At 66.7% G+C, this 25,567-nt stretch carries 28 protein-coding genes and 1 tRNA gene; 16 read left to right on the top strand and 13 right to left on the bottom strand.

Annotated features, from left to right (window positions below):
- Positions 1 to 207: 207 nt before the first annotated feature.
- Positions 208 to 291, bottom strand: a tRNA-Leu gene (locus NJQ98_RS08940).
- Between the two features lie 102 nt (positions 292 to 393).
- Here NJQ98_RS08940 and NJQ98_RS08935 point away from each other — a divergent pair.
- Positions 394 to 873: a DUF309 domain-containing protein gene (locus NJQ98_RS08935; protein ID WP_262177927.1), complete on the top strand. Its 480-nt coding sequence runs from the start codon at positions 394 to 396 to the stop codon at positions 871 to 873.
- A 6-nt stretch (positions 874 to 879) separates the two neighbouring features.
- Here NJQ98_RS08935 and NJQ98_RS08930 read toward each other — a convergent pair whose 3' ends face one another.
- On the bottom strand, positions 880 to 1,716 hold the full coding sequence (locus NJQ98_RS08930; protein WP_262177926.1) for a hypothetical protein: 837 nt from the start codon (positions 1,714 to 1,716) through the stop codon (positions 880 to 882).
- A 129-nt stretch (positions 1,717 to 1,845) separates the two neighbouring features.
- Between NJQ98_RS08930 and NJQ98_RS08925 the strand changes: the two genes are divergently transcribed.
- Positions 1,846 to 2,634: a M14 family metallopeptidase gene (locus tag NJQ98_RS08925; protein ID WP_262177925.1), complete on the top strand. Its 789-nt coding sequence runs from the start codon at positions 1,846 to 1,848 to the stop codon at positions 2,632 to 2,634.
- Positions 2,635 to 2,646: 12 nt separating this feature from the next.
- On the opposite strand, the gene NJQ98_RS08920 is transcribed toward NJQ98_RS08925, so the two are convergent.
- The gene (locus tag NJQ98_RS08920) at positions 2,647 to 3,099 is read right to left on the bottom strand and encodes a UPF0179 family protein (protein ID WP_262177924.1); all 453 of its coding nucleotides are present in this window, start codon (positions 3,097 to 3,099) and stop codon (positions 2,647 to 2,649) included.
- A 31-nt stretch (positions 3,100 to 3,130) separates the two neighbouring features.
- Entirely contained in the window at positions 3,131 to 3,508 is a 378-nt protein-coding gene (locus NJQ98_RS08915; protein WP_262177923.1) for a DUF5820 family protein, read from the bottom strand.
- Between the two features lie 436 nt (positions 3,509 to 3,944).
- Here NJQ98_RS08915 and NJQ98_RS08910 point away from each other — a divergent pair, with 436 nt between their 5' ends.
- From NJQ98_RS08910 to NJQ98_RS08880, 7 genes are all read left to right on the top strand, one after another.
- Positions 3,945 to 6,017 carry a PrkA family serine protein kinase gene (locus tag NJQ98_RS08910; protein WP_262177922.1) on the top strand — a complete coding sequence of 691 codons (2,073 nt, stop codon included), beginning with the start codon at positions 3,945 to 3,947 and terminating at the stop codon, positions 6,015 to 6,017.
- Complete coding sequence (locus tag NJQ98_RS08905; RefSeq protein WP_262177921.1) at positions 6,018 to 8,300, top strand: PrkA family serine protein kinase; 2,283 nt, start codon at positions 6,018 to 6,020, stop codon at positions 8,298 to 8,300.
- Positions 8,291 to 9,613 carry a YeaH/YhbH family protein gene (locus tag NJQ98_RS08900; protein ID WP_262177920.1) on the top strand — a complete coding sequence of 441 codons (1,323 nt, stop codon included), beginning with the start codon at positions 8,291 to 8,293 and terminating at the stop codon, positions 9,611 to 9,613. Before NJQ98_RS08905 ends, NJQ98_RS08900 begins: the two co-directional genes overlap by 10 nt.
- A complete protein-coding gene (locus NJQ98_RS08895; RefSeq protein WP_262177919.1) occupies positions 9,610 to 11,643 on the top strand; it encodes a SpoVR family protein in 2,034 nt (677 codons plus the stop codon). The genes NJQ98_RS08900 and NJQ98_RS08895 overlap by 4 nt, the downstream gene beginning before the upstream one ends.
- A gap of 170 nt (positions 11,644 to 11,813) precedes the next feature.
- Positions 11,814 to 12,467: a DnaJ domain-containing protein gene (locus NJQ98_RS08890; protein ID WP_262177918.1), complete on the top strand. Its 654-nt coding sequence runs from the start codon at positions 11,814 to 11,816 to the stop codon at positions 12,465 to 12,467.
- Positions 12,468 to 12,511: 44 nt separating this feature from the next.
- Positions 12,512 to 13,783 (top strand): histidinol dehydrogenase, encoded by a 1,272-nt coding sequence (gene hisD, locus NJQ98_RS08885; protein ID WP_262177917.1) that lies wholly within the window; start codon positions 12,512 to 12,514, stop codon positions 13,781 to 13,783.
- 52 nt (positions 13,784 to 13,835) lie between these two features.
- Positions 13,836 to 14,207, top strand: a complete 372-nt coding sequence (locus NJQ98_RS08880) for a HesB/IscA family protein (protein ID WP_262177916.1) — start codon at positions 13,836 to 13,838, stop codon at positions 14,205 to 14,207.
- Positions 14,208 to 14,251: 44 nt separating this feature from the next.
- Here the strand turns inward: NJQ98_RS08880 and NJQ98_RS08875 are convergent, their stop codons facing one another.
- The 7 genes from NJQ98_RS08875 to NJQ98_RS08845 form a co-directional block, all read right to left on the bottom strand.
- Positions 14,252 to 14,452 (bottom strand): dodecin, encoded by a 201-nt coding sequence (locus NJQ98_RS08875; protein WP_262177915.1) that lies wholly within the window; start codon positions 14,450 to 14,452, stop codon positions 14,252 to 14,254.
- Between the two features lie 45 nt (positions 14,453 to 14,497).
- Positions 14,498 to 15,157: a DUF2238 domain-containing protein gene (locus tag NJQ98_RS08870; RefSeq protein WP_262177914.1), complete on the bottom strand. Its 660-nt coding sequence runs from the start codon at positions 15,155 to 15,157 to the stop codon at positions 14,498 to 14,500.
- Positions 15,154 to 15,768 (bottom strand): hypothetical protein, encoded by a 615-nt coding sequence (locus tag NJQ98_RS08865; RefSeq protein WP_262177913.1) that lies wholly within the window; start codon positions 15,766 to 15,768, stop codon positions 15,154 to 15,156. The genes NJQ98_RS08870 and NJQ98_RS08865 overlap by 4 nt, the downstream gene beginning before the upstream one ends.
- Positions 15,769 to 15,808: 40 nt before the next feature.
- Positions 15,809 to 16,723 carry a metal-dependent hydrolase gene (locus NJQ98_RS08860; RefSeq protein ID WP_262177912.1) on the bottom strand — a complete coding sequence of 305 codons (915 nt, stop codon included), beginning with the start codon at positions 16,721 to 16,723 and terminating at the stop codon, positions 15,809 to 15,811.
- 63 nt (positions 16,724 to 16,786) lie between these two features.
- Positions 16,787 to 17,320: a mechanosensitive ion channel family protein gene (locus NJQ98_RS08855; RefSeq protein WP_262177911.1), complete on the bottom strand. Its 534-nt coding sequence runs from the start codon at positions 17,318 to 17,320 to the stop codon at positions 16,787 to 16,789.
- 36 nt (positions 17,321 to 17,356) lie between these two features.
- Positions 17,357 to 17,653, bottom strand: a complete 297-nt coding sequence (locus NJQ98_RS08850) for a DUF7116 family protein (protein ID WP_262177910.1) — start codon at positions 17,651 to 17,653, stop codon at positions 17,357 to 17,359.
- A gap of 73 nt (positions 17,654 to 17,726) precedes the next feature.
- Entirely contained in the window at positions 17,727 to 17,966 is a 240-nt protein-coding gene (locus tag NJQ98_RS08845; RefSeq protein ID WP_262177909.1) for a DUF5816 domain-containing protein, read from the bottom strand.
- A 254-nt stretch (positions 17,967 to 18,220) separates the two neighbouring features.
- Between NJQ98_RS08845 and rpl7ae the strand changes: the two genes are divergently transcribed.
- The 5 genes from rpl7ae to NJQ98_RS08820 are packed head-to-tail and all read left to right on the top strand — an operon-like array spanning position 18,221 to position 19,971.
- Positions 18,221 to 18,583: a 50S ribosomal protein L7Ae gene (rpl7ae, locus tag NJQ98_RS08840; RefSeq protein WP_262177908.1), complete on the top strand. Its 363-nt coding sequence runs from the start codon at positions 18,221 to 18,223 to the stop codon at positions 18,581 to 18,583.
- An 11-nt stretch (positions 18,584 to 18,594) separates the two neighbouring features.
- Positions 18,595 to 18,822, top strand: coding sequence for a 30S ribosomal protein S28e (locus tag NJQ98_RS08835; protein WP_262177907.1), 228 nt, complete (start codon positions 18,595 to 18,597; stop codon positions 18,820 to 18,822).
- A 2-nt stretch (positions 18,823 to 18,824) separates the two neighbouring features.
- The gene (locus tag NJQ98_RS08830; protein WP_262177906.1) at positions 18,825 to 19,184 is read left to right on the top strand and encodes a 50S ribosomal protein L24e; all 360 of its coding nucleotides are present in this window, start codon (positions 18,825 to 18,827) and stop codon (positions 19,182 to 19,184) included.
- Between the two features lie 33 nt (positions 19,185 to 19,217).
- On the top strand, positions 19,218 to 19,682 hold the full coding sequence (gene ndk, locus NJQ98_RS08825) for a nucleoside-diphosphate kinase (protein ID WP_262177905.1): 465 nt from the start codon (positions 19,218 to 19,220) through the stop codon (positions 19,680 to 19,682).
- A gap of 49 nt (positions 19,683 to 19,731) precedes the next feature.
- Positions 19,732 to 19,971, top strand: a complete 240-nt coding sequence (locus NJQ98_RS08820) for a glutaredoxin family protein (protein ID WP_262177904.1) — start codon at positions 19,732 to 19,734, stop codon at positions 19,969 to 19,971.
- Here the strand turns inward: NJQ98_RS08820 and msrB are convergent.
- Both msrB and NJQ98_RS08810 read right to left on the bottom strand, forming a co-directional pair.
- The gene (gene msrB / locus NJQ98_RS08815; RefSeq protein WP_262177903.1) at positions 19,968 to 20,375 is read right to left on the bottom strand and encodes a peptide-methionine (R)-S-oxide reductase MsrB; all 408 of its coding nucleotides are present in this window, start codon (positions 20,373 to 20,375) and stop codon (positions 19,968 to 19,970) included. The two genes, NJQ98_RS08820 and msrB, sit on opposite strands and share 4 nt — an antisense overlap.
- 55 nt (positions 20,376 to 20,430) lie before the next feature.
- Positions 20,431 to 20,997 carry a YbhB/YbcL family Raf kinase inhibitor-like protein gene (locus NJQ98_RS08810; RefSeq protein ID WP_262177902.1) on the bottom strand — a complete coding sequence of 189 codons (567 nt, stop codon included), beginning with the start codon at positions 20,995 to 20,997 and terminating at the stop codon, positions 20,431 to 20,433.
- Between the two features lie 361 nt (positions 20,998 to 21,358).
- Between NJQ98_RS08810 and NJQ98_RS08805 the strand changes: the two genes are divergently transcribed.
- Positions 21,359 to 23,890, top strand: a complete 2,532-nt coding sequence (locus NJQ98_RS08805) for a heavy metal translocating P-type ATPase (RefSeq protein WP_262177901.1) — start codon at positions 21,359 to 21,361, stop codon at positions 23,888 to 23,890.
- 334 nt (positions 23,891 to 24,224) lie between these two features.
- Entirely contained in the window at positions 24,225 to 25,451 is a 1,227-nt protein-coding gene (locus tag NJQ98_RS08800; protein WP_262177900.1) for an ABC transporter substrate-binding protein, read from the top strand.
- Positions 25,452 to 25,567: the final 116 nt, after the last annotated feature.

Genomic DNA, 25,567 nt, shown 5'->3' with positions numbered 1-25,567 from the left:
GAAGACTCGCGCGCTCACGGCTACGCCGTTCGCCGCTTCGTCTTCCGAGCAGTCGCTCGCGGTTGCACCGCTCGCGACGACTCTACAGGAGCGGAAGTTGAGTCCGCCGCCGTCTCTGTTCGGTCTATCACACCAGAATTTTTGCGAGGGAAGAGCGCTCCGAGAGCGTCTTCCGCACCGTGCGCGACCGTGTTGGCCACGCGGCGATGCGAGGGAAGGGATTTGAACCCTTGGACCTCTACAGGAGCGGATCTTGAGTCCGCCGCCGTTTCCGGGCTTGGCTACCCTCGCACGCGCCGTATGCAGTTCCCACAAATGCACAGCGGTATAAATGTCGTACGGAACCGTCGCCGGGACCGCTAGATTGACCCCTCGGGCGGCCGACACTGTGGTATGGACGACCACACGCGCGACGACAGCGTCGGACCGCCGGCGGGGAACCCGACCGGGTGGCGCGCCGACGGGCAGTGGGAACACGCCACGCTGCGTCGGGCCGTCGTCCACGGGGTCCGGCTGTACAACGACGGCGGGTTCCACGAGTCACACGACTGTTTCGAGGCCGAGTGGTACAACTACGGCCGCGGGAGCACCGAGAGCAAGTTCCTCCACGGGATGGTCCAGGTCGCCGCCGGCGCGTACAAGCAGTTCGACTTCGAGGACAGTGACGGGATGCGGTCGCTGTTTCGCACGTCGCTCCAGTACTTCCGGGGCGTCCCGAACGATTACTACGGCGTGGACCTCCTCGACGTGCGGACCACCCTCACGAACGCGCTGTCGGACCCGTCGACGCTCGATGGCTGGCGGATACGCCTCGACGACGGCCACCCCGTCGCTGACGAGGCCGACTACGACTTCGCCGCGGAGTTCGACTGACCGGAGTCAGTTGCCGGGGCCCTGGTAGGACGCGAGCGTCTGACTCGTGCTTTCGGTGGCCCAGACGACGCGGATGTCACAGTCGGACGTCACGCCCACCGTTATCTCCGTCCCCGCAGTGACTTCGGTGGTGCCAGTCGCACTGCCCCAGTCGGTGTCCTGTTTCGTGACGTCCGGAGTCGCCCCCGAAGTTTCGACGATGCCCGTGCCGCGGATGTAGAGCCTGGCGGCGTCGATGTTGTCGCCGCCGCTGTGGGTAATCCGCAGGACGCCCTCGTCGCTCGCGCCGGCCGCGGACTCGTCGAATTCGAACTCGAACACGGCCTGCGGTGTCGCCGGCTCCGACGAGCCGTCCCCCGCCTCTTCGTACGACCATACCTTCCACTCGCCGTCGTGGCGTCGCAACTCGAATAGTTGCGTCTGGGACTCGTTGAGTTCCCCGGAGATGGTGGCTTCGACCTCGACGGTCGCCGAATCCTCGGACCGGGCGAGGACTGTCGTGCTCTCGATGGTCACCGTTCCCTGGAAAGGGATGGAGGACTCCGTGGGCGCGTCGGGCGCCTCGGGGTGGTACGTGTCGACGAGTCGGCCCGCGTCCTCGTCGTTGTACGCGCCCCAGAGTTCGTATATCGGTTCCGTCACCGCGGACGCCGAACTGGGGGCGTCGGTCGCCGACCCAGCATCTGTCTCGGTCGGCGTCCCGGCGCCGGAATCTGCGGTGTCACTGGGGGTCGCACTATGCTCGTCGGCGGCCCCAGAGCCCCCTTCGGGGTTCGTCAGACAGCCGGCGGCCCCCGTTGTGAGTGCGATTCCGGTCAGCCCGAGCATTCTACGACGTCGCATACGCTCCGGACGGTGGGATGTATAATAAAAGCCTGACAACCAAGGCGCTCTCGTCGGACTCGTGAGTGTCTCCCAGCTCGACACCAAACCCACACATATACTAGGATCCGGTAACTGAGCTACGAACAGATGCGAGTGGAGCAACTGGGTGAGGGTGAGCCGTCGATAGCTGTCGTCGGCAGCATCCACGGCGACGAGCCCTGTGGCCGCGACGGTATCGAGGCGGTGCTCGCGGACCCGCCCGAGGTGTCCGAGCCCGTGAAGTTCATCGTTGTCAACGAGCGGGCGCTGGCCGCCGGCGAGCGCTACCTCGAACTCGACCTCAATCGGGTGTTCCCCGGGGACCCGGACAGCGACGTCTACGAGATGCGCCTGGCGGCGGAACTGGCGGCGGAACTCCGTGGCTGTACCGTCCTCTCCCTGCACTCCACGCAGTCCTACGAGGGGATGTTCGCGCTGGTCGACGAGCTCTCGGACCTGGCGCGGGAGGTCTGTCCGAAGCTCTCGGTCGATGCCGTGGTTCGGACCAAGGGCAACAACGAGGGGCGGCTGTTCTCGGTCGTCCCGTCGACCATCGAGGTCGAGTGTGGCTACCAGGGCTCGCCCGAGGCCGCCGAGAACGCCGAGCAGGTCATCCGGGAGTTCCTGGCCGCGCTGGGCGTCACGGACGAGCCGGCGCCGGTCCGGAACGCATCGCTGCCGGTGTTCCAGCTGGGCGGTCCGATTCCGAAAGACGCCGCCGAGAAGTACGAGGTGTTCGTGCGGAACTTCGAGCCGGTGGCCGCGGGCGACCCCGTCGCCGCGGCCGACGGGGAGACGCTGTACGCCGACGAGGCCTTCCACCCCGTGTTGCTGTCGGCCGAGGGGTACGAGGACGTCTTCGGCTACATGGGGAGCCACGTCGGAACGCTGGAGTAGCCGCCCGCTGGCTCAGGCGTCCTCGGGCGCCTCGAACTCGACCATCGTGAGGTCCCGGTCCAGCATGCAGTAGTCGTGGGGCGGGTCGCCGACGACCTCCGTGATGCGGTACTCGGCGTCGAAGTCCACCCCCTGGGGTTCGCAGTAGGGGTGGCTCGGACACTCGGTGTGGGGGCACGGGCCGGCGAGTTCGGCCTTGCTTCCGGCGAACGCGCCCTTGGTCGGGACGTTCACGCGGACGGGCGCGGGCTCTACCTCGACGGCGCGGACGCCCCCGTCGTGGACCGCGCAGTCGAGCGTCTGGCCGCTCTCGCGGACCGTCGTGATGCGGTATCGCCGCCCCGGCGTGAGGTTGAGACACTGGTCGCGATACGGACAGCCCGAACAGCCGGCGGCTTCGCCGTGGTAGACGAACTCCTCGCCGGCCTCGGCGAGGCGCGTGCCGACGAGCGTGACAGTTGTCATACCCGGTCTAGACGGGCACGGAAGGTAAGTGTCAGGCTCTCCCGGTCAACGTGTCCAGTTCCGCGAGATACGACTCGCGGGGGACCTGATACAGCGACCGGAAGTCGAACTCGCCGGCGGCGAACTCCTCGGCGAGGTCGACAGCGGCCGCGACGGCGGCGTCCCGGTCCGGCACGACCGCTTCCTGGTGGTCCACCTCCGGCTCCAGATACAGCGTCACGTACCACTCCTCGCCGGCCCGGTCGACGCCGGGACGGCGGGTCCGTTTACCCCGCGTCAGGTAAATCGTCGGGAGACAGGGCGCGGGGAAGCTCTCGGTGTCGAAGACGTCGGGCCGGTACGCGAGGATGAGCTCCGTCTCGGTCCGGTTCCACACCGTCCAGTCCTCGGCCAGGGCCGCAAGGTCCATACCGGTCGCTGTGGCTCGGGGGGCAATACGCTGTCGGCTGACCGCGGTTACGATTGCTTATAAACTACGTTCCGAAATACTGCCGTGTCATACCATACCGACGCGACGCAGTCCCCCGGTTCACCCGTAGATATCCGGGTGCAGCTTCCGGTGTTTTATGTACTCTGGCAAAAGGCTCTTAATGTTGAAGCACTCATACAATAAATAGTATCGGAAACACAGTCGAAGGCTGTCACCCGTTACCGAGAGGGTGGAGCGGTCCCCGTCCTCGCCCCGCCACAACTATCATGGCATCAGTTACCAATCGACCCGGTCGGGCGGGTCATGCCGCGGCTCCAGGTGATTCACTGTCGGAGCGGCGGCTGTCACAGTCGGACTGTTCCCGAAGCGGTAGCGTCGCGTCGGCAGCGTCGCGTGCGGACCCATTCGAACTAGCATGAGCCAGAACAAAGAGACACTCGAAGCACTGAGCCAGGAGTACCAGGACACGATACCGGCGGACCTCCGGACCACCCGGACGTTCGACTGGTATCTCGACCAGCTGTACGAGGACCCGAAGGTCGCCCGCAACGCCCACCAGCGCGTGGCGGACATGTTCGACTACTACGGGACGGAGTACGACGAAGACGCCGGTGTCGTCGAGTACAAGATAGCCAGCGAGGACCCCATCCACGAGGGGGAGAACACCTTCTACGGGCGGGAGGTCCACGAGGCCATCCACGAGTTCGTCAACAAGGTCAAGTCCGGCGCACGCGGGCTCGGCCCCGAAAAGCGTATCAAGCTCCTCCTGGGCCCGGTCGGCTCGGGGAAGTCCGACTTCGACCGGCAGGTGCGACACTACTACGAGGACTACACCCGCGGCGACGACGGACGGATGTACACCTTCCGCTGGACGAACCTCTGTGACGTGATTTCGGACCAGGACCCGGGCGACGACGTGGTCCGCTCGCCGATGAACCAGGACCCGCTCGTGTTGCTGCCACAGGACCAGCGCGAGAAAGTCATCGAGGACATCAACGAGGCCCTGGACGCGCCCTACACCATCCGAAACGAGCAGAGCCTCGACCCGGCCTCGGAGTTCTACATGGACCGGCTGCTGGCGTACTACGACGACGACCTCCAGCAGGTCCTGGAGAACCACATCGAAATCGTCCGCTTCGTCGCCGACGAGAACCGCCGCCAGGGTATCGAGACGTTCGAGCCCAAGGACAAGAAAAACCAGGACGAGACCGAGCTCACCGGCGACGTCAACTACTCCAAAATCGCCATCTACGGCGAGAGCGACCCGCGGGCGTTCGACTACTCGGGGGCGTTCTGTAACGCCAACCGCGGTATCTTCTCCGGCGAGGAGCTGCTGAAGCTCCAGCGGGAGTTCCTCTATGACTTCCTCCATGCCAGTCAAGAACAGACAATCAAGCCCAAGAACAACCCCCGTATCGACATCGACCAGGTAATCGTCGGCCGGACGAACATGCCCGAGTACCGGGACAAGAAGGGCGACGAGAAGATGGAGGCGTTCAACGACCGGACCAAGCGCATCGACTTCCCCTACGTGCTCCAGTACGAGGAGGAAGCCAAGATATACCGGAAGATGCTCCGGAACGCCGACCTGCCGGACATCCAGGTCGAGCCCCACACCCTGGAGATGGCGGGCCTGTTCGGCGTCCTTACCCGCATCGAGGAGCCCGATACGGAGTCCGTCGAACTCGTTCAGAAGGCCAAGGCGTACAACGGCGAGATAGACGAGGCCGACGACATCGACGTCAAGAAACTCCGGGAGGAGGCCGAGCAGGCCGCCGACATCCGCGAGGGGATGGACGGCGTCTCGCCCCGGTTCATCGGCGACGAGATAGCCGAGGCCATCATGGACTCGATGCACCGCAGCCGGGACTTCCTCTCGCCGCTGACGACGTTCAACCACCTGGAGGGGAACCTCGAAAATCACGGCTCCATCGATTCGGAGTCCTTCGACGAGTACTACCGGTTCCTGGAACTGGTCCGCGAGGAGTACAAGGAGCGGGCCATCGAGGACGTACGCCACGCGCTGGCCTACGACATGGACGAGATACAGCGCCAGGGCGAGAAGTACATGGACCACGTGATGGCCTACATCGACGACGACACCGTCGAGGACGAGCTGACCGGCCGCGAGCAGGAGCCGGACGAGCAGTTCCTCCGCTCGGTCGAGGAGAAGCTCAATCTCCCCGAGGACCGCAAGGACGACTTCCGCCAGGAAGTCAGCAACTGGGTCTCGCGGAGAGCGCGAGAGGGCGATACGTTCAACCCGCAGGACAACGACCGCCTGCGCCGCGCGCTGGAACGGAAGCTCTGGGAGGACAAGAAACACAACATCAACTTCTCCGCGCTGGTCTCCTCGGGGGAGATGGAGGACGACGAGCGCAACCAGTGGATAGACGCCCTCATCGAACAGGGGTACTCCGAGGAGGGCGCGAAGGAAGTGCTCGAATTCGCCGGCGCGGAGGTCGCCAAAAGCGAGATGGAGGAGTAGATGAGCGGCGAGGAGTACATCGACCGCGCCGACGACTCGCTCGATGCCACCTACGAGGAGCCGATGAGCCTCGGGGAGTACGTCGACACCGTCCTGGAGACGCCCGGAATCGCCGCCCACGCCTCGAAGTACCTGCTGGCGGCCATCGAGGCCGCCGGCACCCGGACCGTCATCGAGGAGGGCGAGGAGAAGGAGCGCTACCGCTTCTTCGACGACCCCCACAACGACGGCGAGCACGCCATCCTGGGCAACACGGAGGTCCTGAACGCCTTCGTCGACGACCTGCGCTCCATCGCGGCGGGCAGGGGGAAAGACGAGAAGATAGTCTGGCTCGAAGGACCGACGGCGACGGGCAAATCGGAGCTCAAGCGCTGTCTCATCAACGGCCTGCGGGAGTACTCCCGGACGCCCGAGGGTCGGCGCTACACCGTGGAGTGGAACGTCGCCGGCGCCGGCGGCAGCGACAGCGCGCTGACCTACGGCGACACGCCCGTCGAGGACGAGGACGACTGGTACGAGAGTCCGGTACAGGCCCACCCGCTGACGGTGTTCCCGAAAGACGTCCGCGAGGAGCTGCTGGCCGAGATAAACGACCGGCTCGACGACCACATCGAGATTCGCGTCGACGGCGAACTGGACCCGTTCTCCAGGGAGGCGTACGACTTCCTGGAGGAGCAGTACCGCCGAGCGGGCGAGGAGAACCTCTTTTCGGCGGTCACCGACCCCTCGCATCTCCGGGTGAAGAACTTCGTCGTGGACGTGGGGCGGGGCATCGGCGTCCTCCACTCCGAGGACGAGGGGACGCCCAAGGAACGACTCGTCGGGTCGTGGATGCACGGGATGCTCCGCGAACTCGACTCCCGGGGGCGGAAGAACCCGCAGGCGTTCTCCTACGACGGCGTGCTCTCACAGGGCAACGGCCTGCTGACGGTCGTCGAGGACGCCGCCCAGCACGCCGACCTGCTCCAGAAGCTGCTGAACGTCCCCGACGAGAGCCGCGTCAAGCTGGACAAGGGCATCGGGATGGACGTGGACACCCAGCTCGTCATCATCTCGAACCCCGACCTGGAGGCCCAGCTGAACCAACACGCCGACCGGGAGGGCCAGGACCCGCTGAAGGCGCTCAAGCGCCGGCTGGACAAACACGAGTTCACCTACCTGACGAACCTCTCGCTCGAGACGCAGCTGCTCCGCCGGGAACTGACGAACGAGACCAGCGTCTGGGACCCCGAGTCCTGGGAGGAGCTGGAGACGTGGATTCAAGAGCCCGTCTCGGTGTCGGTCAGGGACGACCTGGAGACGCCGACGGAGAAGGACATCGCCCCCCACACTATCGAGGCGGCGGCGCTGTACGCCGTCGTCTCCCGGCTGGACAACTCGAACGTCCCGGCCGGGCTCGACCTGGTCGAGAAGGCGCTGCTCTTCGACCGGGGCTACCTGATGGAGGGCGACGAGCGGGTGGACATCGACGACTACGACATCGAGACGACGGCCGCCGACGGCGACCACGGCATCCCCGTGACCTACGTCCGGGACGTCGTCGCCGACCTGCTCCACGAGACACAGGACCGCCACCACCCCGACCTGCCGGTCGAACACGTCATCATGCCGCGGGACGTGCTCAACGCCATCGCCGAGGGGCTGGACGGCGCGCCGGTGTTCTCGTCCGGCGAGGCGACCGAGTACGAGGAGCGCGTCGTCCCGGTGAAAAACTACGTCTTCGGCGAACAGGAGCGGGACGTGCTGGCCGCCATGATGCGGGACAAGCGCGTCGACGAGGCCACCGTCGAGGAGTACATCGAGCAGGTGTACGCCTGGGCCTCCGACGACCAGATAGAGAACGAACGCGGGGAGTACGTCGACCCGGACCCGCTGAAGATGAAGGTGTTCGAGATAGAGCACCTCGGGCGGTTCGACGAGAGGAACTACGAGGGCAACGAGCCCGACCACGCGGTCACGAAGTTCCGCACCGACAAGATAATCACGGCGCTGAACCGCCACGCGTGGCAGCGCCGCGACGAGGAGTTCCGCGTCGGCGACGTCTCGCCGAAGGAGATTCCGGTCATCAAGACCGTGCTGGGCAGCCACGACTGGGACGACGTCAAGCGGGCCTACGAGGACTTCGAGCCGGCACAGTGGGATAACCCGCCCTCCGGCACCGAGACGGCCGCACTCAAGGAGACGACGATACGGAACATGATGGAGATGCACGGCTACAGCGAGGCCGCGGCCGAACTGACCAGCCGCCACGTCATGAGCCAGGTGAGCTACAGATGGGACTGAAAGACGACCTCGAACGGTACCGCGAAGTGGGCGAGGAGCGCCGCCAGGACCTGGCGGATTTCATCCAGTACGGCGACCTGGGCCAGTCACGGAACGACGAGGTCAAGATACCCATCAAGATAGTCGACCTGCCGGAGTTCGCCTACGACCAGCGCGACAAGGGCGGTGTCGGCCAGGGCGAGGGCGCCGAGGAGGGCGACCCCGTCGGTCAGCCACAGCCCCAGCCCGGCGACGGGGACGAGGAGGGGGAAGACGGCGAGCCCGGCGAGGAGGGCGGCGAACACGAGTACTACGAGATGGACCCCGAGGAGTTCGCCCAGGAGCTGGACGAACAGCTCGGGCTCGACCTCGACCCGAAGGGCAAGACGGTGGTCGAGGAGACGGAGGGCGACTTCACCGACATCACCCGGAGCGGTCCCTCCTCGACGCTCGACTTCGAGCGGCTGTTCAAGCAGGGGCTCAAGCGCAAGCTCGCGATGGACTTCGACGAGTCCTACGTCCACGAGGCGCTGAAAGTCGAGGGGTGGGGCCCCGCGGCGGTCTTCGAGTGGGCCCGCGAGGGCAACATCCCCGTCTCGAAGGCGTGGTTGGACGACGCCTACGGCGACCTCACGGCCGACGAGAAGTCCACGTACGACTCCATCGAGGAGATGGAGGCGAGCGTCGAGCGGGAGAACACCTCCACCCGCATCCGCCGGGAGGGCGTCGACCAGATTCCGTTCCGGCGCGAGGACGAGCGCTACCGCTACCCCGAAATCGTCGAGGAGCGCGAGAAGAACGTCGTCGTGGTCAACATCCGCGACGTCTCCGGGAGCATGCGCCAGCAGAAGCGCGAGCTGGTCGAACGCACGTTCACGCCGCTGGACTGGTATCTCCAAGGCAAGTACGACAACGCCGAGTTCGTCTACATCGCCCACGACGCCGACGCCTGGGAGGTCGACCGCGACGAGTTCTTCGGCATCCGCTCGGGCGGGGGGACCCGCATCTCCAGCGCGTACGAACTGGCCGCCGCGGTGCTGGAGGAGGAGTACCCCTGGAGCGAGTGGAACCGCTACGTCTTCGCGGCGGGCGACAGCGAGAACTCCTCGAACGACACCGAGGAGCGGGTCATCCCGCTGATGGAGGAGATTCCCGCGAACCTCCACGCCTACGTCGAGACCCAGCCGTCGGGCAACGCCATCAACGCGACCCACGCCGAGGAGGTCGAACGCAGCTTCCAGGGCTCGGACAACGTCGCCGTGGCCTACGTCACCTCGCCCGAGGACGTGGTCGACGCCATCTACGAAATCCTCAGCACGGAGGAGTCAGAATGAACGACGACAGATTCCGGAAACAGCGCATCGCCGACGAACTCGGAGAGCCGGTCCGCGAGGCGAGCAACCTCGCCGAGAAACTGGGGCTGACGCCCTACCCGGTGAACTACTGGGTCGTCGACTACGACGAGATGAACGAGCTCATCGCCTACGGCGGCTTCCAGCAGCGCTACCCCCACTGGCGGTGGGGGATGCAGTACGACCGCCAGCAGAAACAGGGGCAGTTCCTCGGCGGGAAGGCCTTCGAAATCGTCAACAACGACGACCCCTCCCACGCGTTCCTCCAGGAGTCCAACACCCTGGCCGACCAGAAGGCGGTCATCACCCACGTCGAGGCCCACGCCGACTTCTTCGCGAACAACGAGTGGTTCGGCCTGTTCAGCGGCGGCGCCCCGCCGCGGGCGGCGGGGGACGACGGCGACGGCCGCGGCCCCGACGCCGCGGGGATGCTCGCCCGCCACGCCGACACCATCCGGGAGCACATGCAGGACCCGGACATCGACCGCAGCGACGTCGAGCGGTTTATCGACCACGTCCTCTGTCTGGAGGACAACATCGACCAGCACCGGCCTTACAGCCCGGTCGAGACGGCCCGCGACCGGCTCGAAGAGATAGAGGGCGTCGACGTCAGCGAGCAACTGGACGAGCTGGACCTCTCAGAGGAGGTCAAGCGGCAGGTGTTCGACGAGGAGTGGCTGGACGCCCAGTCCGACGAGGACTCCGGCGTCACCTTCCCCAGCGAACCGCAGAAAGACGTCGTCGGCTTCCTGCGAAAGCACGGGATGGCCTACGACGAGAACGCCGGGAAAGCCGTGGAGATGGCCGACTGGCAGAAGGAGGTCCTGGAGATTCTGCGGCGGGAGGCGTATTATTTCGCCCCCCAGAAGATGACGAAGGTGATGAACGAGGGGTGGGCCGCCTACTGGGAGTCGCTGATGATGACCGGCGAGCGCTTCGCCGGCGACGACGAGTTCGTCCTCTACTCGGACCACATGGCCCAGGTCCTGGGGTCGCCCGGGCTCAACCCCTACAGCCTCGGGCTGGAGCTGTGGGAGTACGTCGAGAACACCGAGAACCGCCGCGAGATAGTCGAGCGTCTCCTCCGGGTCGACGGCATCACCTGGCGGACGTTCCACGACGTGGTCGATTTCGCCGCGGTACAGGACCACCTGGAACCGCCCGCGTGGCTACAGGACGTGCCCGGCCACGTGGACGAGCTCGACCCCGAGGACCCGCGAGTCGACGCCGACGCGCTGGCCAGAGCCCGCGAGGGGGCGTTCGACGTGGCGAAATACCCCTGGAAGGTGCTGACCTACGAGGGGCTGGCCCAGCGCCACTACTCGCTGGTCAAGCCACAGTACCGCGGTTTCGTCTCGCGGGTCGGCCAGGCCGAACTGGAGCGGGTCTCGCGGTACATGTTCGACGACACGCGCTACGACAGCGTCGCCGACGCCCTCGCGGACGTGGAGTACACCCGCGGCTGGGACCGGATGCGCGAGATACGGGAGAGCCACAACGACGTGACCTTCCTCGACGAGTTTCTCACCCAGGAGTTCGTCGACGACAACGACTACTTCACCTACGAGTACACCCACGCCTCCGGCGACTACCGGGTCACCTCGACGGACCACGAGGACGTGAAAAAGAAGCTGATGTTGCAGTTCACGAACTTCGGCAAGCCGACCATCGTGGTCCAGGACGGCAACTACCGGAATCGCAACGAGCTCCTGCTGGCCCACCGGTACAACGGCATCACGCTGGACCGCGAGCAGGCCATCGAGGTCCTCAAACGGGTGTTCGAGCTGTGGGGCCGCCCCGTGAACCTGCTGACTATCGTCAAGGAGTTCGACGACCACGACATCGAGGTCGCAAAGCGGCGGGACCGCGAGCCGGAGCCCGAAGAGGTCGGGAAGCGGCTCCGCTACGACGGCGAGGAGGTGTCGGTCGACGACGTCCAGTGGAGCGACGTGGAGCACCTCGCTGCGACGGACATCGACTACAACACGAAGCCCGAGGAGTGGCTGGCGTAGGTCCCCGCACGCTCAGCCCCTGTCCGACAGGTGGTCGAACCGGCTGTGGGGCCGATGTGCGGGCCAGCCAGCCGTTCTGCCGTTCGAACCACGGCGCGTATCGGCGTTCGTAACCGTCGATAGTTTCATGTAGGTATTCGGCCAATAGATTTAACAACCCCTCCAAAATCATGCCCACGCTCTACGCCGCCCTCGGCGTCGACCCCGACGCGGACGAACGGTCCATCGTCCGCGCGTACCGCGAGCAGGTGAAGACCGCCCACCCGGACGTCACCGACGACCCTGATGCCCAGGCCCGGTTCAAGCGACTGACCACGGCCAGGGACGTACTCACCGACGAAACGGAGCGGGCACGCTACGACCGGCTGGGTCACGAGGCGTACGTCCAAAAGCACCTCGACGGCTGGAACGGTTCCGAAGCGAGCGATAGCGGCGACAGTCCTGGCGGGGAGACCGTTGCAGAGGCCGCGGAGCGGATGGCAAAGGGGACCGAAAGCGAGAGCGCCGACCCGCGGTCCCCACAGCAAGTCAGCGCGAGCGACGGCTACGCGACGGCCGCGGAGTACTACCGCCCGGGCCAGCGCGTCGGCGTCGAGACCCGCAGCGGGTTCGGACGGACGCTCGGTGCGCTGCGGGACGTTCTCCCGTGGCTGCTCGCTCACCTGGTCCTGCTCTGTGTCGCCGTCGCCGTGGCCGCGGTCCTGCTCGTCGGCACGGGCGGCGGGGGGCTGCCGTCGCTGACGAGCGTCGTCGTCGCCACCGCGCTGGTCGGGACGACCGGCGGCGTCTCCGTGTTGCATCTCACCTCGACCGTCTACCGGTAGCGGCGAAGGGAAACCCGTTTTTCCGCCCGTCTCGAAGCCGACCCATGAACGTACGTACTGTCGCCGACCTCGGCCCCGAGGAGCGGTCCGCGCTGTTCGACCGGGATGCGGGCGTCGACGCGGTCCGTGACGACGTGGCCGACATCGTCGACGCGGTCCGCGAGGAGGGCGACGTGGCTCTGCGGCGCTTCGCCAGCGACTTCGATGACGTCGAAGTCGGGAACGTCGACATCACCGACGCCGCCGAGCGCGCCTACGAGGAGATAGACGACGACATTCGGACGGCCATCGAAGACGCGGCCGGGAACATCCGCGAGTTCCACGAGCGCCAGCGCCCCGAGGACTGGCGCGAGGACTTCGAGGGGCGAGAGCTCGGACGGCGCTTCAGCCCCCTGGACAGCGCCGGCGTCTACGCCCCCGGCGGCACCGCCGCCTACCCCTCCAGCGCGCTGATGGGCGTCATCCCCGCGAAGGTGGCCGGCGTCGAGCACGTCGCCGTCGCCACGCCGCCCGCAGAGACGGTCAACCCGGTCACGCTCGCGGCCGTCCACGCCGCCGGGGCCGACGCCGTCTACCAGGTCGGCGGCGCCCAGGCCATCGCGGCGCTGGCCTACGGCACCGAGTCGGTGACCGCGACTGACATCGTCGTCGGCCCCGGCAACCGCTGGGTCACCGCCGCCAAGGCCGAAGTACGGGGCGACGTGGCCATCGATTTCCTCGCGGGGCCGTCGGAAATCATGGTCGTCGCGGACGGCGACGCCGACCCCGACCTCGTCGCGGCCGACCTCGTCGCACAGGCCGAACACGACGAGAACGCCTCCGTCGTGGCCGTCACGGACGACGCGGACCTGGCCGAGGCCGTCGCCGAGGCCGTCGACGAGCAGGCCGGCGAGCGCGAGCGCGAGGCCGTCGTCCGGGCCGCGCTCGAAAGCGACGCCTCCGGCGTCTTCCACGCCCGCTCGATGAGCGAGGCGGTGCTGTTCGCCGAGGAGTACGCGGCCGAGCACCTCTCCATCCAGGCGGACGACGACGAGGCGTTGCTGGACCGCATCCCCTCCGCCGGCTCCGTCTTCCTCGGCCCGTACAGCCCCGTCGCGGCCGGCGACTACGCCGCCGGGCCGAACCACGTCCTCCCGACCGGCGGGGCCGCCCGCGTCACCGGCGGCCTCTCGGTGGACACCTTCGTCCGGTCGACGACGGTACAGCGTCTCTCCGAGGACTCGCTTGCCGACATCAGCGAGACGATTACCACGCTCGCCGAGGCCGAGGGGCTCGAAGCCCACGCCGAGAGCGTCCGAAAACGGTTCGAAGAGTGACGGACCGGGACGCCGGCGTCAGGGTTAACAGGGCTGGGACCCACCACTCCGTATGAGCAGCACCGTAGACGGCGAACCACAGCTCGGGGGCGAGAACGTCGGGGTCACCGAGGAAGCCGCCGAGGAGGCACTCGACCTACTGGAGGGCGAAGACATGGACACCGACGTGGCCGGACTCCGCCTGTTCGTCCAGCAAGGCGGCTGTGCGGGCCTCTCGTATGGGATGCGTTTCGAGCACGAGCCGGAAGACGGCGACACCGTCTACGAACGCAACGGGCTTCGCGTGTTCGTCGACGGCGCGAGCATCGACTACATAGAAGGCTCCGTCCTGGCCTACGAGGGCGGCCTGCAGGGCGCGGGGTTCCACGTCGAGAACCCCAACGTGGTCAGCGAGTGCGGCTGCGGCGAGTCGTTCCGCACCTGAGTACGGCGTCGCCGCTCTTTGTCTTGAACCGCTTCGCTGCGTACCTACTCCTCTAGCTCGAACGCCACTGTCACTTCCGCCTGGTACTCCCGTCCGTCGACGCTCGCTATCTCGACGCCGAGCTCGTCCACTTCGACCCACATCAGGTTGTCGAGCGTCGCTTCGGCCCGCTCGATAGCGTCGTCGGCGGCGGCGTCGAAGCTCTCGGAACTCGTACCTATCAGCGTGATTTTCTTGAACACCATGGCGTGCTACGCGTTCACACGATACCGGTATAAAACCTCGCTCGCTCAGCTCTCACGGCCGTCGAGGAACTCCTCCAGGAGGCCCACGATGTCGGTCAGGTGGGCGGTCCCCCACGTCGCGACCACGATGGCGCCGATGGTGTCGAAGACGAGGTCGAGCATCGTGTCCCCGAGCCCGAACTGCGTGAGTATCGTCGCGTTGCCGGTCGCCTCGGCCGCGAGCGTGATGGAGAACTCGAGGACTTCCCACGCGACGCCGAAGGCCAGCACGAACAGCAGGATGAACACGAACATGAACCGCGGCGGGACGTATATCTCCTCGGAGTGGCGGTCCAGCGCCCGCACGGTCGTGTAGCCGATGGCGGCGACGATAGACGAGGAGAGGGCGTGGGTGAGGTGGTCCCACCACCAGATGCTCTTGTAGAAGTTCGCGTCGGCCCACGGGAGCCCGATGACGCCGACGGCGTGCAGGAACACCGCCGTCGTAATCCACAGCGTCAGCGCCGGGTCGAGCGCGATGCCGTAGTCCCGTTCGAACAGCGCCGGGAGCTGTGTCACGAGCAGCCCGACGCCGGTGTTGACGATGACGCCGGTGCTCCCGGTGGCGATGCCGACGGCGAGGATACAGACCAGCGCGACCTCCATCGCGTACGTGGCCTGGCGCTGTCGGGGCTGGCTGATTCCGACGTACTCCCGGAGCCTCATTGTGGCACCTCCTCGGGGACCCGTGCTGCCCCGACCTTGTAGCCGATGTACAGCGCGAAGACCACCCCCGCGCCGACGCCGGCGAGCGTCGAGGCGACGAACTCCCACATCAGCGCCTCTTCGACGGCGTGTTCCGACAGCGCCGGGTCGAGGATGAACGCGGTCCCCAGGGTCCGGTCGGCGCCCCACCGAACGACGGCCCAGACGCCGGCGGCCGCCATCGTGGCGACCCCGACGAAGGCGACGGCGAACCGGGGCGTCATCTTCACCGGCGTGAACAGCTGTAACTCGACGGCGACGATAAGCGCCACCGCGGCGACCGAGAGATACGTCGCGAGGTTGCCGGTGACCGGCACCGACGCGAACAGCCGCCCGACGACCGGTAACGCCGACAGCAACACCATCTCCCAGGGGAGCATCGCGTCGACGCTGCGGTACGAGAGCGGCGGCAGGAGCACGATGGCGGCGAGGGCGCCGGTAAACGCCGCCCACAACAGCTCGCCACTCGCGACGCTGCCCGCGACCGCCGCCAGTATCAGCCCGACGACGGCCCACGAGAGGAGCGCATTGATTCGCTGGTCCCCCAACAGGTCCGTCACGTCGGCGCTCATGGACGCCACCAAACGCGGTGGGTGGAAAACACTGTCGCCCTTACAGCAGCCCGTAGGCCAACGCGTAGGCGACGGCGGCGACGCTGACGGCCGTCAGCCCCGTCACCGCCATCCGGAGCCGGTCGACGTCGCGACTGAGCGGTCTGACCGGCGCACCGACGACCGAGATGGCGAGGACGCTGAAGACGAAGTGCGCCGACTGCTCCATCGTCGGCGCCGGCAACAGCAGCGCGGCCGCGGCGTAGCCGGCCCCCAGCGAGGCGCGGGGACTGACGAGGTCGAGCAACCGACGGTCGCTGTGGCGGGTGTAGGCCCAGATAGCGAGCCAGACGGTGCCGAGTTCGACCGCGAAGGCCGCGAGTAACTGCCCCGTCGGGTCCGGGTGGAGAGCGATACGCTCGGCGACGAGCATCGCCTCGAAGGGGTAGAGAAACGGGGGCGGCGACCCGGTGAGGAGGTCACCGAACGGGTGCGAGAGCAGCCCGAGGAGCGCAACGGCGAGGAGCGGCCGCGGCCCGACGGCGTTGCGAGTGGCCAACGCACCGACGCCGAACCCCGCGAGGGCGAACACGCTCACGACGACGCCGCCGATGGGGCCGCTGAACAGCCAGGCGGCGGCGACCAGCACGGCCGCCAGCGAGAGTGAGAGTACCCTCGACGGCCGCGTTCCGACGGCCCAGCAGTAGACGGCCAGCGCGAGGACCGTCCCCAGCAACAGCGAGTGCGTCGGCCCCCGGTGGATGACGTTCGCCGTCTCCCAGAACACGTCGGGGCCGACCGTCGCGACCGACTCCAGCAGGAGACCGACGGGCGCGTACACGACGTCGACGTCCGGGACGGCGGCGAACAGGCCCGCGAAGAGCCCGTACCGGAGCGCCCGCTCTCGGGACACGCCGACACGCTCGGCCGCGACGGTGGCGAGGGCAAACGCCAACAGCGCGTGGCCGATGAACATGCTCACGAGTTAGTCGCCAACAGCTATAAATATCGCGTGTCAACGGCTGTGATACCCGAGCAGCTAGCTGGCGGACTCGATTTTCGTCCATCCCTTCTCGATTTCGGCGTTCGCTCGGACCACCGTGTCGCCGCCGACCAGGAACCGCGTCTTACGGAGTTCGATGGCCGCGACCTCACCGGTGGTGTCGCCGGCTTTGACCGTGTCGCCGGGGTTGAAGTCCGGGTCACGGAGGAGGTAGACCCCGGCGACCGCGTCGGCTATCATCCCCGAGAGCGCGTAGGAGACGCCGAGCGCGAGGAAGCCGGCCGCGGTCCCGAGCGACGCCGCGATGAGCGTCAGCCCGACGATAGAGAGGAAGGACAGCCCGACGGCGAACCAGAGGAAGACGAGGACTATCGCGGCGATGAACTGGCGGTACACCGGCGCTTCGCCGGGCAGGGCGCGGGCGAGGACGGCGCGCACGGCGAACATGATGAGCTTGATTACGACGGCCGCGAGCGCCAGGAAGACGAAGCCGGTGAGGAGGTCCGGCAGTACGGAGATGATACCGTCGTACAGCTGTTCGAAAGCGTCGGTGAAAACGGTCGGTTGCACAGCCGGAGGTCGTCCGAATCGGTGGTAAGTGTTGGGCTACGGTCTGACGACGTCGTAGCCGCCGTCCTCGCGGACGCCGATGACCGCCCAGTCGTAGCCGACGTCCATCCGCGCGAGCCGGTCGCCGACGTCGGGCGCTTCCGGCGCGCGCGTGACGATGCAGTGCATCTCCCCCGACTCCGGGAGCGCTGTCCCGTCTTCGAGCACTGTGACGCCGACCTCCCGCCACTTGTGTGCCGCTCGTAGTCCCTCGTCGGTGCGCGACACGGTGTACCCGATGTCGTCGAATATCGACCGAGCCTGCTCGTCTAGTGGTGTGCTAACGGCCGCCATCTACGGGAGCCTACTACTGGATGGGTGATAAGCGTTACCACTGTATGTATCGGTGACAGGAAGGGGTCAGCGATTACTCGTGGGCCGCGTCCCACTCCTCGGCCTTGCGAAGGTTGCTGCAGTCGTTACAGCGGATGCGGCCCATCGAGTCCATCGCGTTGTTGAACGTCTCGCAGTTGCCACAGAAGAACCCCCAGCGGCGCTCGCGCTCGTCGTCGAGATAGACGACAAAGAAGGGGCCCTTCGTGCCGATATCTCCGTCCTCGCGGTCGATGTAGAGAGTCCGGTCGTCCGGACCGACGCGTTCCTCCATAGCGGCCTGTGGCGGGCCAGGTGGGTAAAGGGTGCGGGCCACGCGTCGACCGGTGTCCACCCGTGTGGCGGGCTGGCACGCGGTTTCGGCTTCGAAAGCGCTTTTAGGGCCCGTGGCACACAGACGATTACAGCCTGCACCGGGTTGATGATGCTCCCAGCCTTCTCAGGACCAGCGCGCCGGCGGGGCGTGCCGCGGGATTTCCCGCGAACGGCGGGGGAGCCTGAGCCCGCGTGCAGGAGGTGACTACACAAATGCCAGTATACGTAGATTTCGACGTTCCGGCCGACCTCGAGGACGACGCCCTCGAAGCGCTGGAAGTCGCACGAGACACGGGCACAGTGAAGAAAGGAACCAACGAGACGACCAAGGCCGTCGAGCGCGGCTCCGCCGAGCTCGTCTTCGTCGCCGAGGACGTCCAGCCCGAGGAGATCGTCATGCACATCCCCGAGCTGGCCGACGAGAAGGGCGTCCCCTTCATCTTCGTCGAGCAGCAGGACGACCTCGGCCACGCCGCCGGGCTCGAAGTCGGCTCGGCCGCCGCCGCCATCACCGACGCCGGTGAGGCCGAGGCCGACGTCGAGGACATCGCCGCCAAGGTCGAGGAGCTCCGCTGAGGTGACCAAAGATGAGTGCTGAAGAGACCGAAAGTAGCGGCGCCACGTCGGCCGAGGTCATCGAGATCGTCGGCAAGACGGGGATGCACGGCGAGGCCATGCAGGTCAAGTGCCGACTCCGCGAGGGCGAAAACCAGGGTCGAATCATCACCCGGAACGTCCTCGGTCCCGTCCGCGAGGGCGACATCCTCCAGCTCCGCGAGACGGCCCGCGAAGCCGACTCCATCGGAGGACAATAACGATGCCCCGAACCCGAGACTGTGACTACTGTGGCGCGGACATCGAGCCCGGCACGGGCACGATGCTCGTCCACAACGACGGCTCGACCACGCACTTCTGTTCCTCGAAGTGCGAGAACAACGCCGACCTGGGCCGCGAGGCCCGGAACCTCGGCTGGACCGACGCCGGTCGCGCGACGACCGCCGCGCAGGACGCGGCGGCGGAGCAGGCAGACGCCGAAGCGCAGGCCCAGGCGGACGCCGAAGCGGAAGCCGCCGAGGCCGACGCGGAAGACGCCGAAGCCGAAGCTGCTGACGACAGCGAGGAAGCGTCCGAGGCCGACGACGACGCTGACGACGAAGCCGAAGAAGCACAGGCGTAAGACCGACAGCGGCTCAACGATTTTCGTATTCCGATGACAGAGACAGAACGTACCTTCGTGATGGTGAAACCCGACGGCGTCCAGCGCGGCCTTATCAGCGACATCCTCGACCGGTTCGAGGGCCGCGGCCTGAAAGTCGTCGGCGCGAAGCTGATGCAGATGGACCGAGAGCTAGCCGAACAGCACTACGGCGAACACGAGGACAAGCCCTTCTTCGAGGGGCTTGTGGACTTCATCACCTCCGGCCCGGTCTTCGCGATGGTGCTCGAAGGCCAGGACGCGACCCGGCAGGTCCGGCGGATGATGGGCGCGACCGACCCGAAGGAGGCCGAACCCGGCACGATTCGGGGCGACTACGGGATGGACCTCGGGCGGAACGTCATCCACGGCTCCGACCACGAGGACGAGGGCGCAAACGAGCGCGAAATCGACCTCTTCTTCGACGAGGACGAACTCGTTGAGTGGGACAAGATAGACGGCTCCTGGCTGTACGAGTAGAACGGTCTGGAGCGAACCGCCTTTGGGACCGGCGCCCCTACGGCCCCCTATGGGTCGCACACTCTACCAGCTCGACGGCTGTCCGTACTGCGAGAAGGTAGCAGACAGGCTGGACGAACTGGGCGTCGACTACGACAGCATATGGGTGGAGCCGCTCCACTCGGAGCGCGACGAGGTCAAGCGCGTCTCCGGCCAGCGGGCGGTCCCGGTGCTGGTCGACGAGGACCGCGGCGTCACGATGGCCGAGTCCGACCGCATCCTGGAGTTCGTCGAGCGGAGCTACGCCTAATCCTCGCTCTCGAACTCCAGCGCCGCGCCGTTGATGCAGTAGCGCTTGCCGGTCGGCTCGGGGCCGTCGTCGAAGACGTGTCCGAGGTGTCCCTCGCAGTTGGCACAGACGACCTCCGTCCGGCGCATCCCGTGGCTCTCGTCGACCCGGGTCTCGACGGTGCCCTCGTCGTAGACGTCCCAGAAGCTGGGCCAGCCGGTGCCGGAGTCGAACTTCTCCTCGCTGTCGAACAGCGCGGTCCCGCACCCGGCACAGGTGAAGACGCCGTCGTCTTTGACGTCCATGAGGTCGCTACTGAAGCGGGGTTCGGTCCCGGCCTCGCGGAGGATGCGGTACTCCTCGTCCGTGAGCAGCTCGCGCCATTCGTCGTCGTTTTCAGGTACGCTGTCGGCCTGTTCGCTCATACCCCAGGTACGTGCTGCAGGTGTATAAGGCCACGTCGACATCGAGCCGGCCCGGTCAGGGCGTCGGCGTTCGCTCGAAGTCGGCGGTGAACCGTCGGCTCGCCAGCACGGCGTCGCCGATGGCCTCGGTAGCAGTGTCGTGGTCGGTCCCGGCCTCGGCGTCGAGTCGTGCCCCCAGCGCGTACACCTGGAACCTGACGGTGTAGGATTGGCCGAGCTCCGGACACGGCGGTTCGTAGCCGGCATCGCCGCCTTCGGGGCGGCCCTGTCTCGCGTCACCGAGCGACGGGAGCGTCGGCGTCCGCGGGAGGTCCGCGGGAATCCGCTCGGTGTCCGCCGGGACGTTCCAGAGCGTCCAGAAGACCGGGTCGGTGATACCCCCGCTATCGAGTTCCGCGACCACGGCGAGCCCCTCGGTCGGAGTCGGGACACGGTCGATGACGAACGGCGGGGAGTCGCCGGCACCGTAGCAGGTGAACCGATTCGGGAGCGACCCGTCGGCCGCCAACTCGGGGCTCGATACCTCGAACGCCTCGGGCGTCTCGTCGGCTGACTCCGCACAGCCCGCGAGAGCGCCGAGGCCTGCGGCCCCGAGCGCTGTGACCCACGTGCGGCGGCGCATACCACCCGTCAGTGTCGTGCGTACTTCCCCGCTTTGATGCGTGCCGGGCGGACCGGCTCAGAAGTCGTCGTGTTCGTTCACCGGCCACATGTACGTCCGGCCGGAGTTCTCGGAGTCCCAGGGCGTCTCGGGGCTTCGGTCGCGCTCGTCGACAGCCCCGTATGAACGTTTTCAGATGATGAATCGCGTTACTAACTGTCGCTACCAATATATGGAATTCGGAAACTGGTCTTTGGCGGTGCACCAGCCGGGCCCTCGTGAAAAAGTTGTTAAAATAGTCCACACATTTTAATAATTTGTGCTGCTAAAAGCCCGACTTCTAACAGCTAGTTTAATAATATCGCGTCGCCTAGCGCCGACAATGACCAGAGAGGGACCGGATTCAGACGACGACGACGGGGGCGATTCGCCGTCGGACGGACGCGCCACCAGTCAGTTTTCCGTCCCCGAGATGGACTGTGCCTCCTGTGCGAGCAAGGTCGAGAGCAGCGTCGGGACGTTGGCGGGCGTCGAGGCCATCGACCCCCAGGTGACGACCGGAACGGTCTCCGTCACCCACGACAGGGACGCGACCACGGAGGCGGAAATCGCCGACCGGATTCGCTCGGCGGGGTACGCAGTCGAGGGGCAATCGAGGACGCTCCGGCTCTCGGTGCCCGATATGGACTGTGCCTCCTGTGCCGGCAAGGTCGAGTCCGCCCTGTCGAAGGTCGATGGGCTGGACAGCTACGAGACACAGCCCACGACGGGGACGGTCGTCCTCACGAGGTCCGGGCCCGAGCCGACGGACGAGTCCATCGTCGCCGCTATCGAGCGCGCGGGGTACGAGGTGGCGGCGACGGCCGCCACCGACGCGGGGACCGACGACGACCTCTGGACCAGCCCCCGGGCGCTGAAAACCTGGGCCAGCGGTGTCGTGCTGGTGGTCGGGCTGGGGCTTGAGTTCCTGTTTCCCGGCGCGAACGCGCAAGTCGGGACGGTCCTGGGCAGCGGGCTCCACGTCGCGGACCTGCTCTTTCTCGTCGCCGTCGCCGTCGGCGGCCAGGCCATCCTCCGGAACGGCTACTACTCGGCGCGGAACCTGAACCTGGACATCGACCTGCTGATGTCCATCGCCATCCTCGGGGCCCTGACGGCGAGTCTCGCCTTCGGGGAAGCGCTGTACTTCGAGGCGGCGACGCTTGCGGTCCTCTTCAGCATCGCCGAACTGCTGGAGCGGTACTCGATGGACCGGGCCCGGAACTCCCTGGAGGAGCTGATGGACCTCTCGCCGGCGGAGGCGACGGTCCGACGTGACGGCCGAGAGGTGACGGTTCCGGTCGAGGACGTGGACGTCGGCGAGCGCGTCGTCGTCCGCCCCGGCGAGAAGATTCCGCTGGACGGCGACGTCATCGACGGGGAGAGCGCCGTCAACCAGGCGCCCATCACCGGCGAGAGCGTCCCCGTGGACAAGACCGTCGGCGAGGCGGTGTACGCCGGGACCATCAACGAGGGCGGCTACCTGGAGGTGCAGGTCACCTCGACGGCGGGCGACAACACGCTCTCGCGCATCGTCGAGCTGGTCGAGGACGCCCAGTCGAACAAGACCGAGCGCGAGCAGTTCGTCGAGCGCTTCTCGGCGTACTACACGCCCGTCGTCGTCGCGTTCGCCGTCCTCGTGACGGTCGCCAGCCCGGTCGTTCTCGGGACGACCGTCTCGACAGCGGTCGTCTACGGGCTGACGCTGCTGGTGCTCGCCTGTCCCTGTGCCTTCGTCATCTCGACGCCCGTCTCGGTGGTCTCGGGTATCACGAGCGCCGCGAAGAACGGCGTCCTCATCAAGGGCGGGAACCACCTCGAAGCGATGGGCGCCGTCGACACCGTCGCCTTCGACAAGACCGGGACGCTCACGAAGGGGGAACTCACCGTCACCGACGTCATCCCCCTGAACGGCAACAGCGAGAGCGAGGTCCTCCGCTGTGCCCGCGGGCTAGAGGCCCGCAGCGAACACCCCATCGGCGAGGCCATCGTCGCCGAGGCCGGCGACGGCAGCGACCGCGAGGTCGAGGCCTTCGAGAGCATCACGGGCAAGGGCGTCCGGGCGACCATCGGCGGCGTCCCGCATTTCGCCGGCAAGCCCGGCCTGTTCGAGGAGCTGGACTTCGACCTCTCGCACGTCCACGCGACGACCGACGGCGGCCTCGTCACCGAGACCGCCCAGCAGCTCTGTGAGCGCAACAACTGCCTGGACCTGCTCGACGGGACGGTCCCCGAGCTCCAGTCCGAGGGGAAGACGGTCGTGTTGGTCGGGACCGAGGACGAACTGGAGGGCGTCATCGCCGTAGCCGACGAGGTTCGACCGGAGGCACGGGCGGCGGTCTCCCGGCTCAAAGCGTTGGGCATCGAGAGGACAGTGATGCTCACCGGCGACAACGAACGGACCGCCAGCGCCATCGCCGAACAGGTGGGCGTCGACGACTACGCGGCCGAGCTGTTGCCCGACGAGAAGGTGGCCCACGTCGAGCGACTCGACGGCGAGTCCGACGGCGGGGTCGCCATGGTCGGGGACGGCATCAACGACGCGCCGGCGCTGGCCACAGCGACCGTCGGGGTGGCCATGGGCGCGGCCGGCACCGATACGGCTCTGGAGACGGCCGACGTCGCCCTGCTCTCGGACGACCTCTCGAAGCTCCCCTACCTGTACGACCTCTCCGGCCGGGCCAACGGCGTCATCCGGCAGAACGTCTGGGCCAGCCTCGGCGTGAAGGCGGCCCTGGCCCTCGCGGTCCCCTTCGGCTACGTCCCCATCTGGCTGGCCGTCCTCGCCGGGGACGCCGGGATGACGACGGCCGTCACCGGCAACGCGATGCGGCTCTCGAACGTCGAGGCGGAAGCGCTCGACACAGAGGCCTAGGGCCGGGGCGCAGGGAGGCCTGACCGGCGAGCCGCCCGGAATCGACGAGACGGAATCCGAACCACACCGCTTGGCGTTTTTCTTTCGGTGCTGGACCTATGCAAATCCGGTCGCCGTGGTTTGTCAACTCGAACGGATTCGGTCCCTCCGCGGCGACCCGTGCGCTGGCGCCGTAACCCCGCCGACTCCACGACATGGGAGTTAGCGGGTGGGCCTGGCGGGGACACCACGCCCGACGACTGATGAACAATAAATACGAATTGTCTAATTACGTCTCACGCACAAACCTATATTGAGGGAAATATTTAACAATATGTGCGTCGAGGTGTGATGCATGGGTACACCTGACAGTGAACGCGGTCGCCGGTCGTTCCTGAAAATTGCCGGCACAGCGGGCGCGACTGGCCTGAGTAGTCTGGCGGGCTGCATCGCTTTCAACGGTAGTGACAGCTCCGACACGGTCACTATCGCGGCCGCGGTCCCGGAGACCGGACGGCTGGCCCCGGTCGGCAAGGAGATGCTCACCGGCTACGAGCTCGGCGTGGAGGCGCTCAACGAGGGCGACACCGTCGACCAAGAGGTCGAACTCCTCGTCAAGGACGACGAAAGCGACCCGACAACGCTCCGCCAGCAGCTCCAACAGCTCACTAGCAACAACGATGTCGACATGATCTGGGGGAGTTTCTCCAGTCCGCTCGTCATGTCGGGGTCGGCGTACGCGGAGAACAACGGACTGCCGTTCCTCGCTGTCGCCACCTGCTATCAGGAGCCGCTCGTCTCCGGGGACAAAGAGTGGACGTATACGCCGTTCCCGAAGACGCGCGACGTCACGCGTGCGACGACCGGGATGCTGGAACTGGTTCCGGAAAACGACCGCCCGCAGGCGGTCGGTATCTGGGAGGAGAACTCCGGCTGGGGCGCCGAGATGGCCGAGGCCTGGGACACGAAGCTCTCGGACGCGGGCTACGATATCGCGATGCGGGAGACGTACAACCCCGGCAACGAGGACTTCTCGACGCTCATCTCACAGACCCAGAGCGCGGGGGTCGAAGCGCTCGTCGGGTGTCCACAGCCGCCGGACGGCATCACCGCGATGAACCAACTGAACAACTCCGACTACATGCCCGATTTCATCGAGTTCGTGCGCGCCGCGGACCCGCAGGCGTGGTGGTCGGCGCTCGGCGAACAGGGGAGCTACGTCACCATGTGTCCGGGCTGGGCACCCGGGATGACCAGCAACGGCAACGAGGCGCTCCTGAGCACGTACGCCGACCGGAACGACGGCGAGACGCCTCGCGTGATGGTCGGCGTCGGCTACAACCTCGCACAGACCACCGAGCAGGCCCTGGCCGCCGCCGGCAGCGCCGACCCCGAGAGCGTGCGGACATCGCTCGACGAGACGGAGTTCAGTACGGTCATCGGGGAGTTCAGTTTCGACGAGCACGGGATGCCCGCGGAGGGCCAACTCTCGGCCGCGAGCGCGCAGTGGTGGGACGGCCAACAGCGCCTCGTCTACCCCCAAACCGAGCAGGCCGCCGAGCTACAGTTCCCCATCGAGTGACAATCGGCCGTTACCGCGCCGGAGGGATGGGGACGGTCGTGGGCACCGACTATTCTTCTACAGTTAAGATAAAACGACCATTAGACATACATTGTAACCAATAGCTTAAGTTATAG

Source organism: Haloarcula laminariae (genome assembly GCF_025457605.1).
GTDB lineage: Archaea > Halobacteriota > Halobacteria > Halobacteriales > Haloarculaceae > Haloarcula > Haloarcula laminariae.
The sequence above is the reverse complement of the archived record's forward strand: the minus strand, read 5'-3'. Positions and strand labels throughout refer to the sequence as shown.

Excerpts from the sequence above, each read along its gene's own strand:
- NJQ98_RS08935 (WP_262177927.1), top strand. The coding sequence starts at position 394 with ATGGACGACCACACGCGCGACGACAGCGTCGGACCGCCGGCGGGGAAC.
- NJQ98_RS08930 (WP_262177926.1), bottom strand. The coding sequence starts at position 1,716 with ATGCGACGTCGTAGAATGCTCGGGCTGACCGGAATCGCACTCACAACG.
- NJQ98_RS08925 (WP_262177925.1), top strand. The coding sequence starts at position 1,846 with ATGCGAGTGGAGCAACTGGGTGAGGGTGAGCCGTCGATAGCTGTCGTC.
- NJQ98_RS08920 (WP_262177924.1), bottom strand. The coding sequence starts at position 3,099 with ATGACAACTGTCACGCTCGTCGGCACGCGCCTCGCCGAGGCCGGCGAG.
- NJQ98_RS08915 (WP_262177923.1), bottom strand. The coding sequence starts at position 3,508 with ATGGACCTTGCGGCCCTGGCCGAGGACTGGACGGTGTGGAACCGGACC.
- NJQ98_RS08910 (WP_262177922.1), top strand. The coding sequence starts at position 3,945 with ATGAGCCAGAACAAAGAGACACTCGAAGCACTGAGCCAGGAGTACCAG.
- NJQ98_RS08905 (WP_262177921.1), top strand. The coding sequence starts at position 6,018 with ATGAGCGGCGAGGAGTACATCGACCGCGCCGACGACTCGCTCGATGCC.
- NJQ98_RS08900 (WP_262177920.1), top strand. The coding sequence starts at position 8,291 with ATGGGACTGAAAGACGACCTCGAACGGTACCGCGAAGTGGGCGAGGAG.
- NJQ98_RS08895 (WP_262177919.1), top strand. The coding sequence starts at position 9,610 with ATGAACGACGACAGATTCCGGAAACAGCGCATCGCCGACGAACTCGGA.
- NJQ98_RS08890 (WP_262177918.1), top strand. The coding sequence starts at position 11,814 with ATGCCCACGCTCTACGCCGCCCTCGGCGTCGACCCCGACGCGGACGAA.
- hisD (WP_262177917.1), top strand. The coding sequence starts at position 12,512 with ATGAACGTACGTACTGTCGCCGACCTCGGCCCCGAGGAGCGGTCCGCG.
- NJQ98_RS08880 (WP_262177916.1), top strand. The coding sequence starts at position 13,836 with ATGAGCAGCACCGTAGACGGCGAACCACAGCTCGGGGGCGAGAACGTC.
- NJQ98_RS08875 (WP_262177915.1), bottom strand. The coding sequence starts at position 14,452 with ATGGTGTTCAAGAAAATCACGCTGATAGGTACGAGTTCCGAGAGCTTC.
- NJQ98_RS08870 (WP_262177914.1), bottom strand. The coding sequence starts at position 15,157 with ATGAGGCTCCGGGAGTACGTCGGAATCAGCCAGCCCCGACAGCGCCAG.
- NJQ98_RS08865 (WP_262177913.1), bottom strand. The coding sequence starts at position 15,768 with ATGAGCGCCGACGTGACGGACCTGTTGGGGGACCAGCGAATCAATGCG.
- NJQ98_RS08860 (WP_262177912.1), bottom strand. The coding sequence starts at position 16,723 with ATGTTCATCGGCCACGCGCTGTTGGCGTTTGCCCTCGCCACCGTCGCG.
- NJQ98_RS08850 (WP_262177910.1), bottom strand. The coding sequence starts at position 17,653 with ATGGCGGCCGTTAGCACACCACTAGACGAGCAGGCTCGGTCGATATTC.
- NJQ98_RS08845 (WP_262177909.1), bottom strand. The coding sequence starts at position 17,966 with ATGGAGGAACGCGTCGGTCCGGACGACCGGACTCTCTACATCGACCGC.
- rpl7ae (WP_262177908.1), top strand. The coding sequence starts at position 18,221 with ATGCCAGTATACGTAGATTTCGACGTTCCGGCCGACCTCGAGGACGAC.
- NJQ98_RS08835 (WP_262177907.1), top strand. The coding sequence starts at position 18,595 with ATGAGTGCTGAAGAGACCGAAAGTAGCGGCGCCACGTCGGCCGAGGTC.
- NJQ98_RS08830 (WP_262177906.1), top strand. The coding sequence starts at position 18,825 with ATGCCCCGAACCCGAGACTGTGACTACTGTGGCGCGGACATCGAGCCC.
- ndk (WP_262177905.1), top strand. The coding sequence starts at position 19,218 with ATGACAGAGACAGAACGTACCTTCGTGATGGTGAAACCCGACGGCGTC.
- NJQ98_RS08820 (WP_262177904.1), top strand. The coding sequence starts at position 19,732 with ATGGGTCGCACACTCTACCAGCTCGACGGCTGTCCGTACTGCGAGAAG.
- msrB (WP_262177903.1), bottom strand. The coding sequence starts at position 20,375 with ATGAGCGAACAGGCCGACAGCGTACCTGAAAACGACGACGAATGGCGC.
- NJQ98_RS08810 (WP_262177902.1), bottom strand. The coding sequence starts at position 20,997 with ATGCGCCGCCGCACGTGGGTCACAGCGCTCGGGGCCGCAGGCCTCGGC.
- NJQ98_RS08805 (WP_262177901.1), top strand. The coding sequence starts at position 21,359 with ATGACCAGAGAGGGACCGGATTCAGACGACGACGACGGGGGCGATTCG.
- NJQ98_RS08800 (WP_262177900.1), top strand. The coding sequence starts at position 24,225 with ATGGGTACACCTGACAGTGAACGCGGTCGCCGGTCGTTCCTGAAAATT.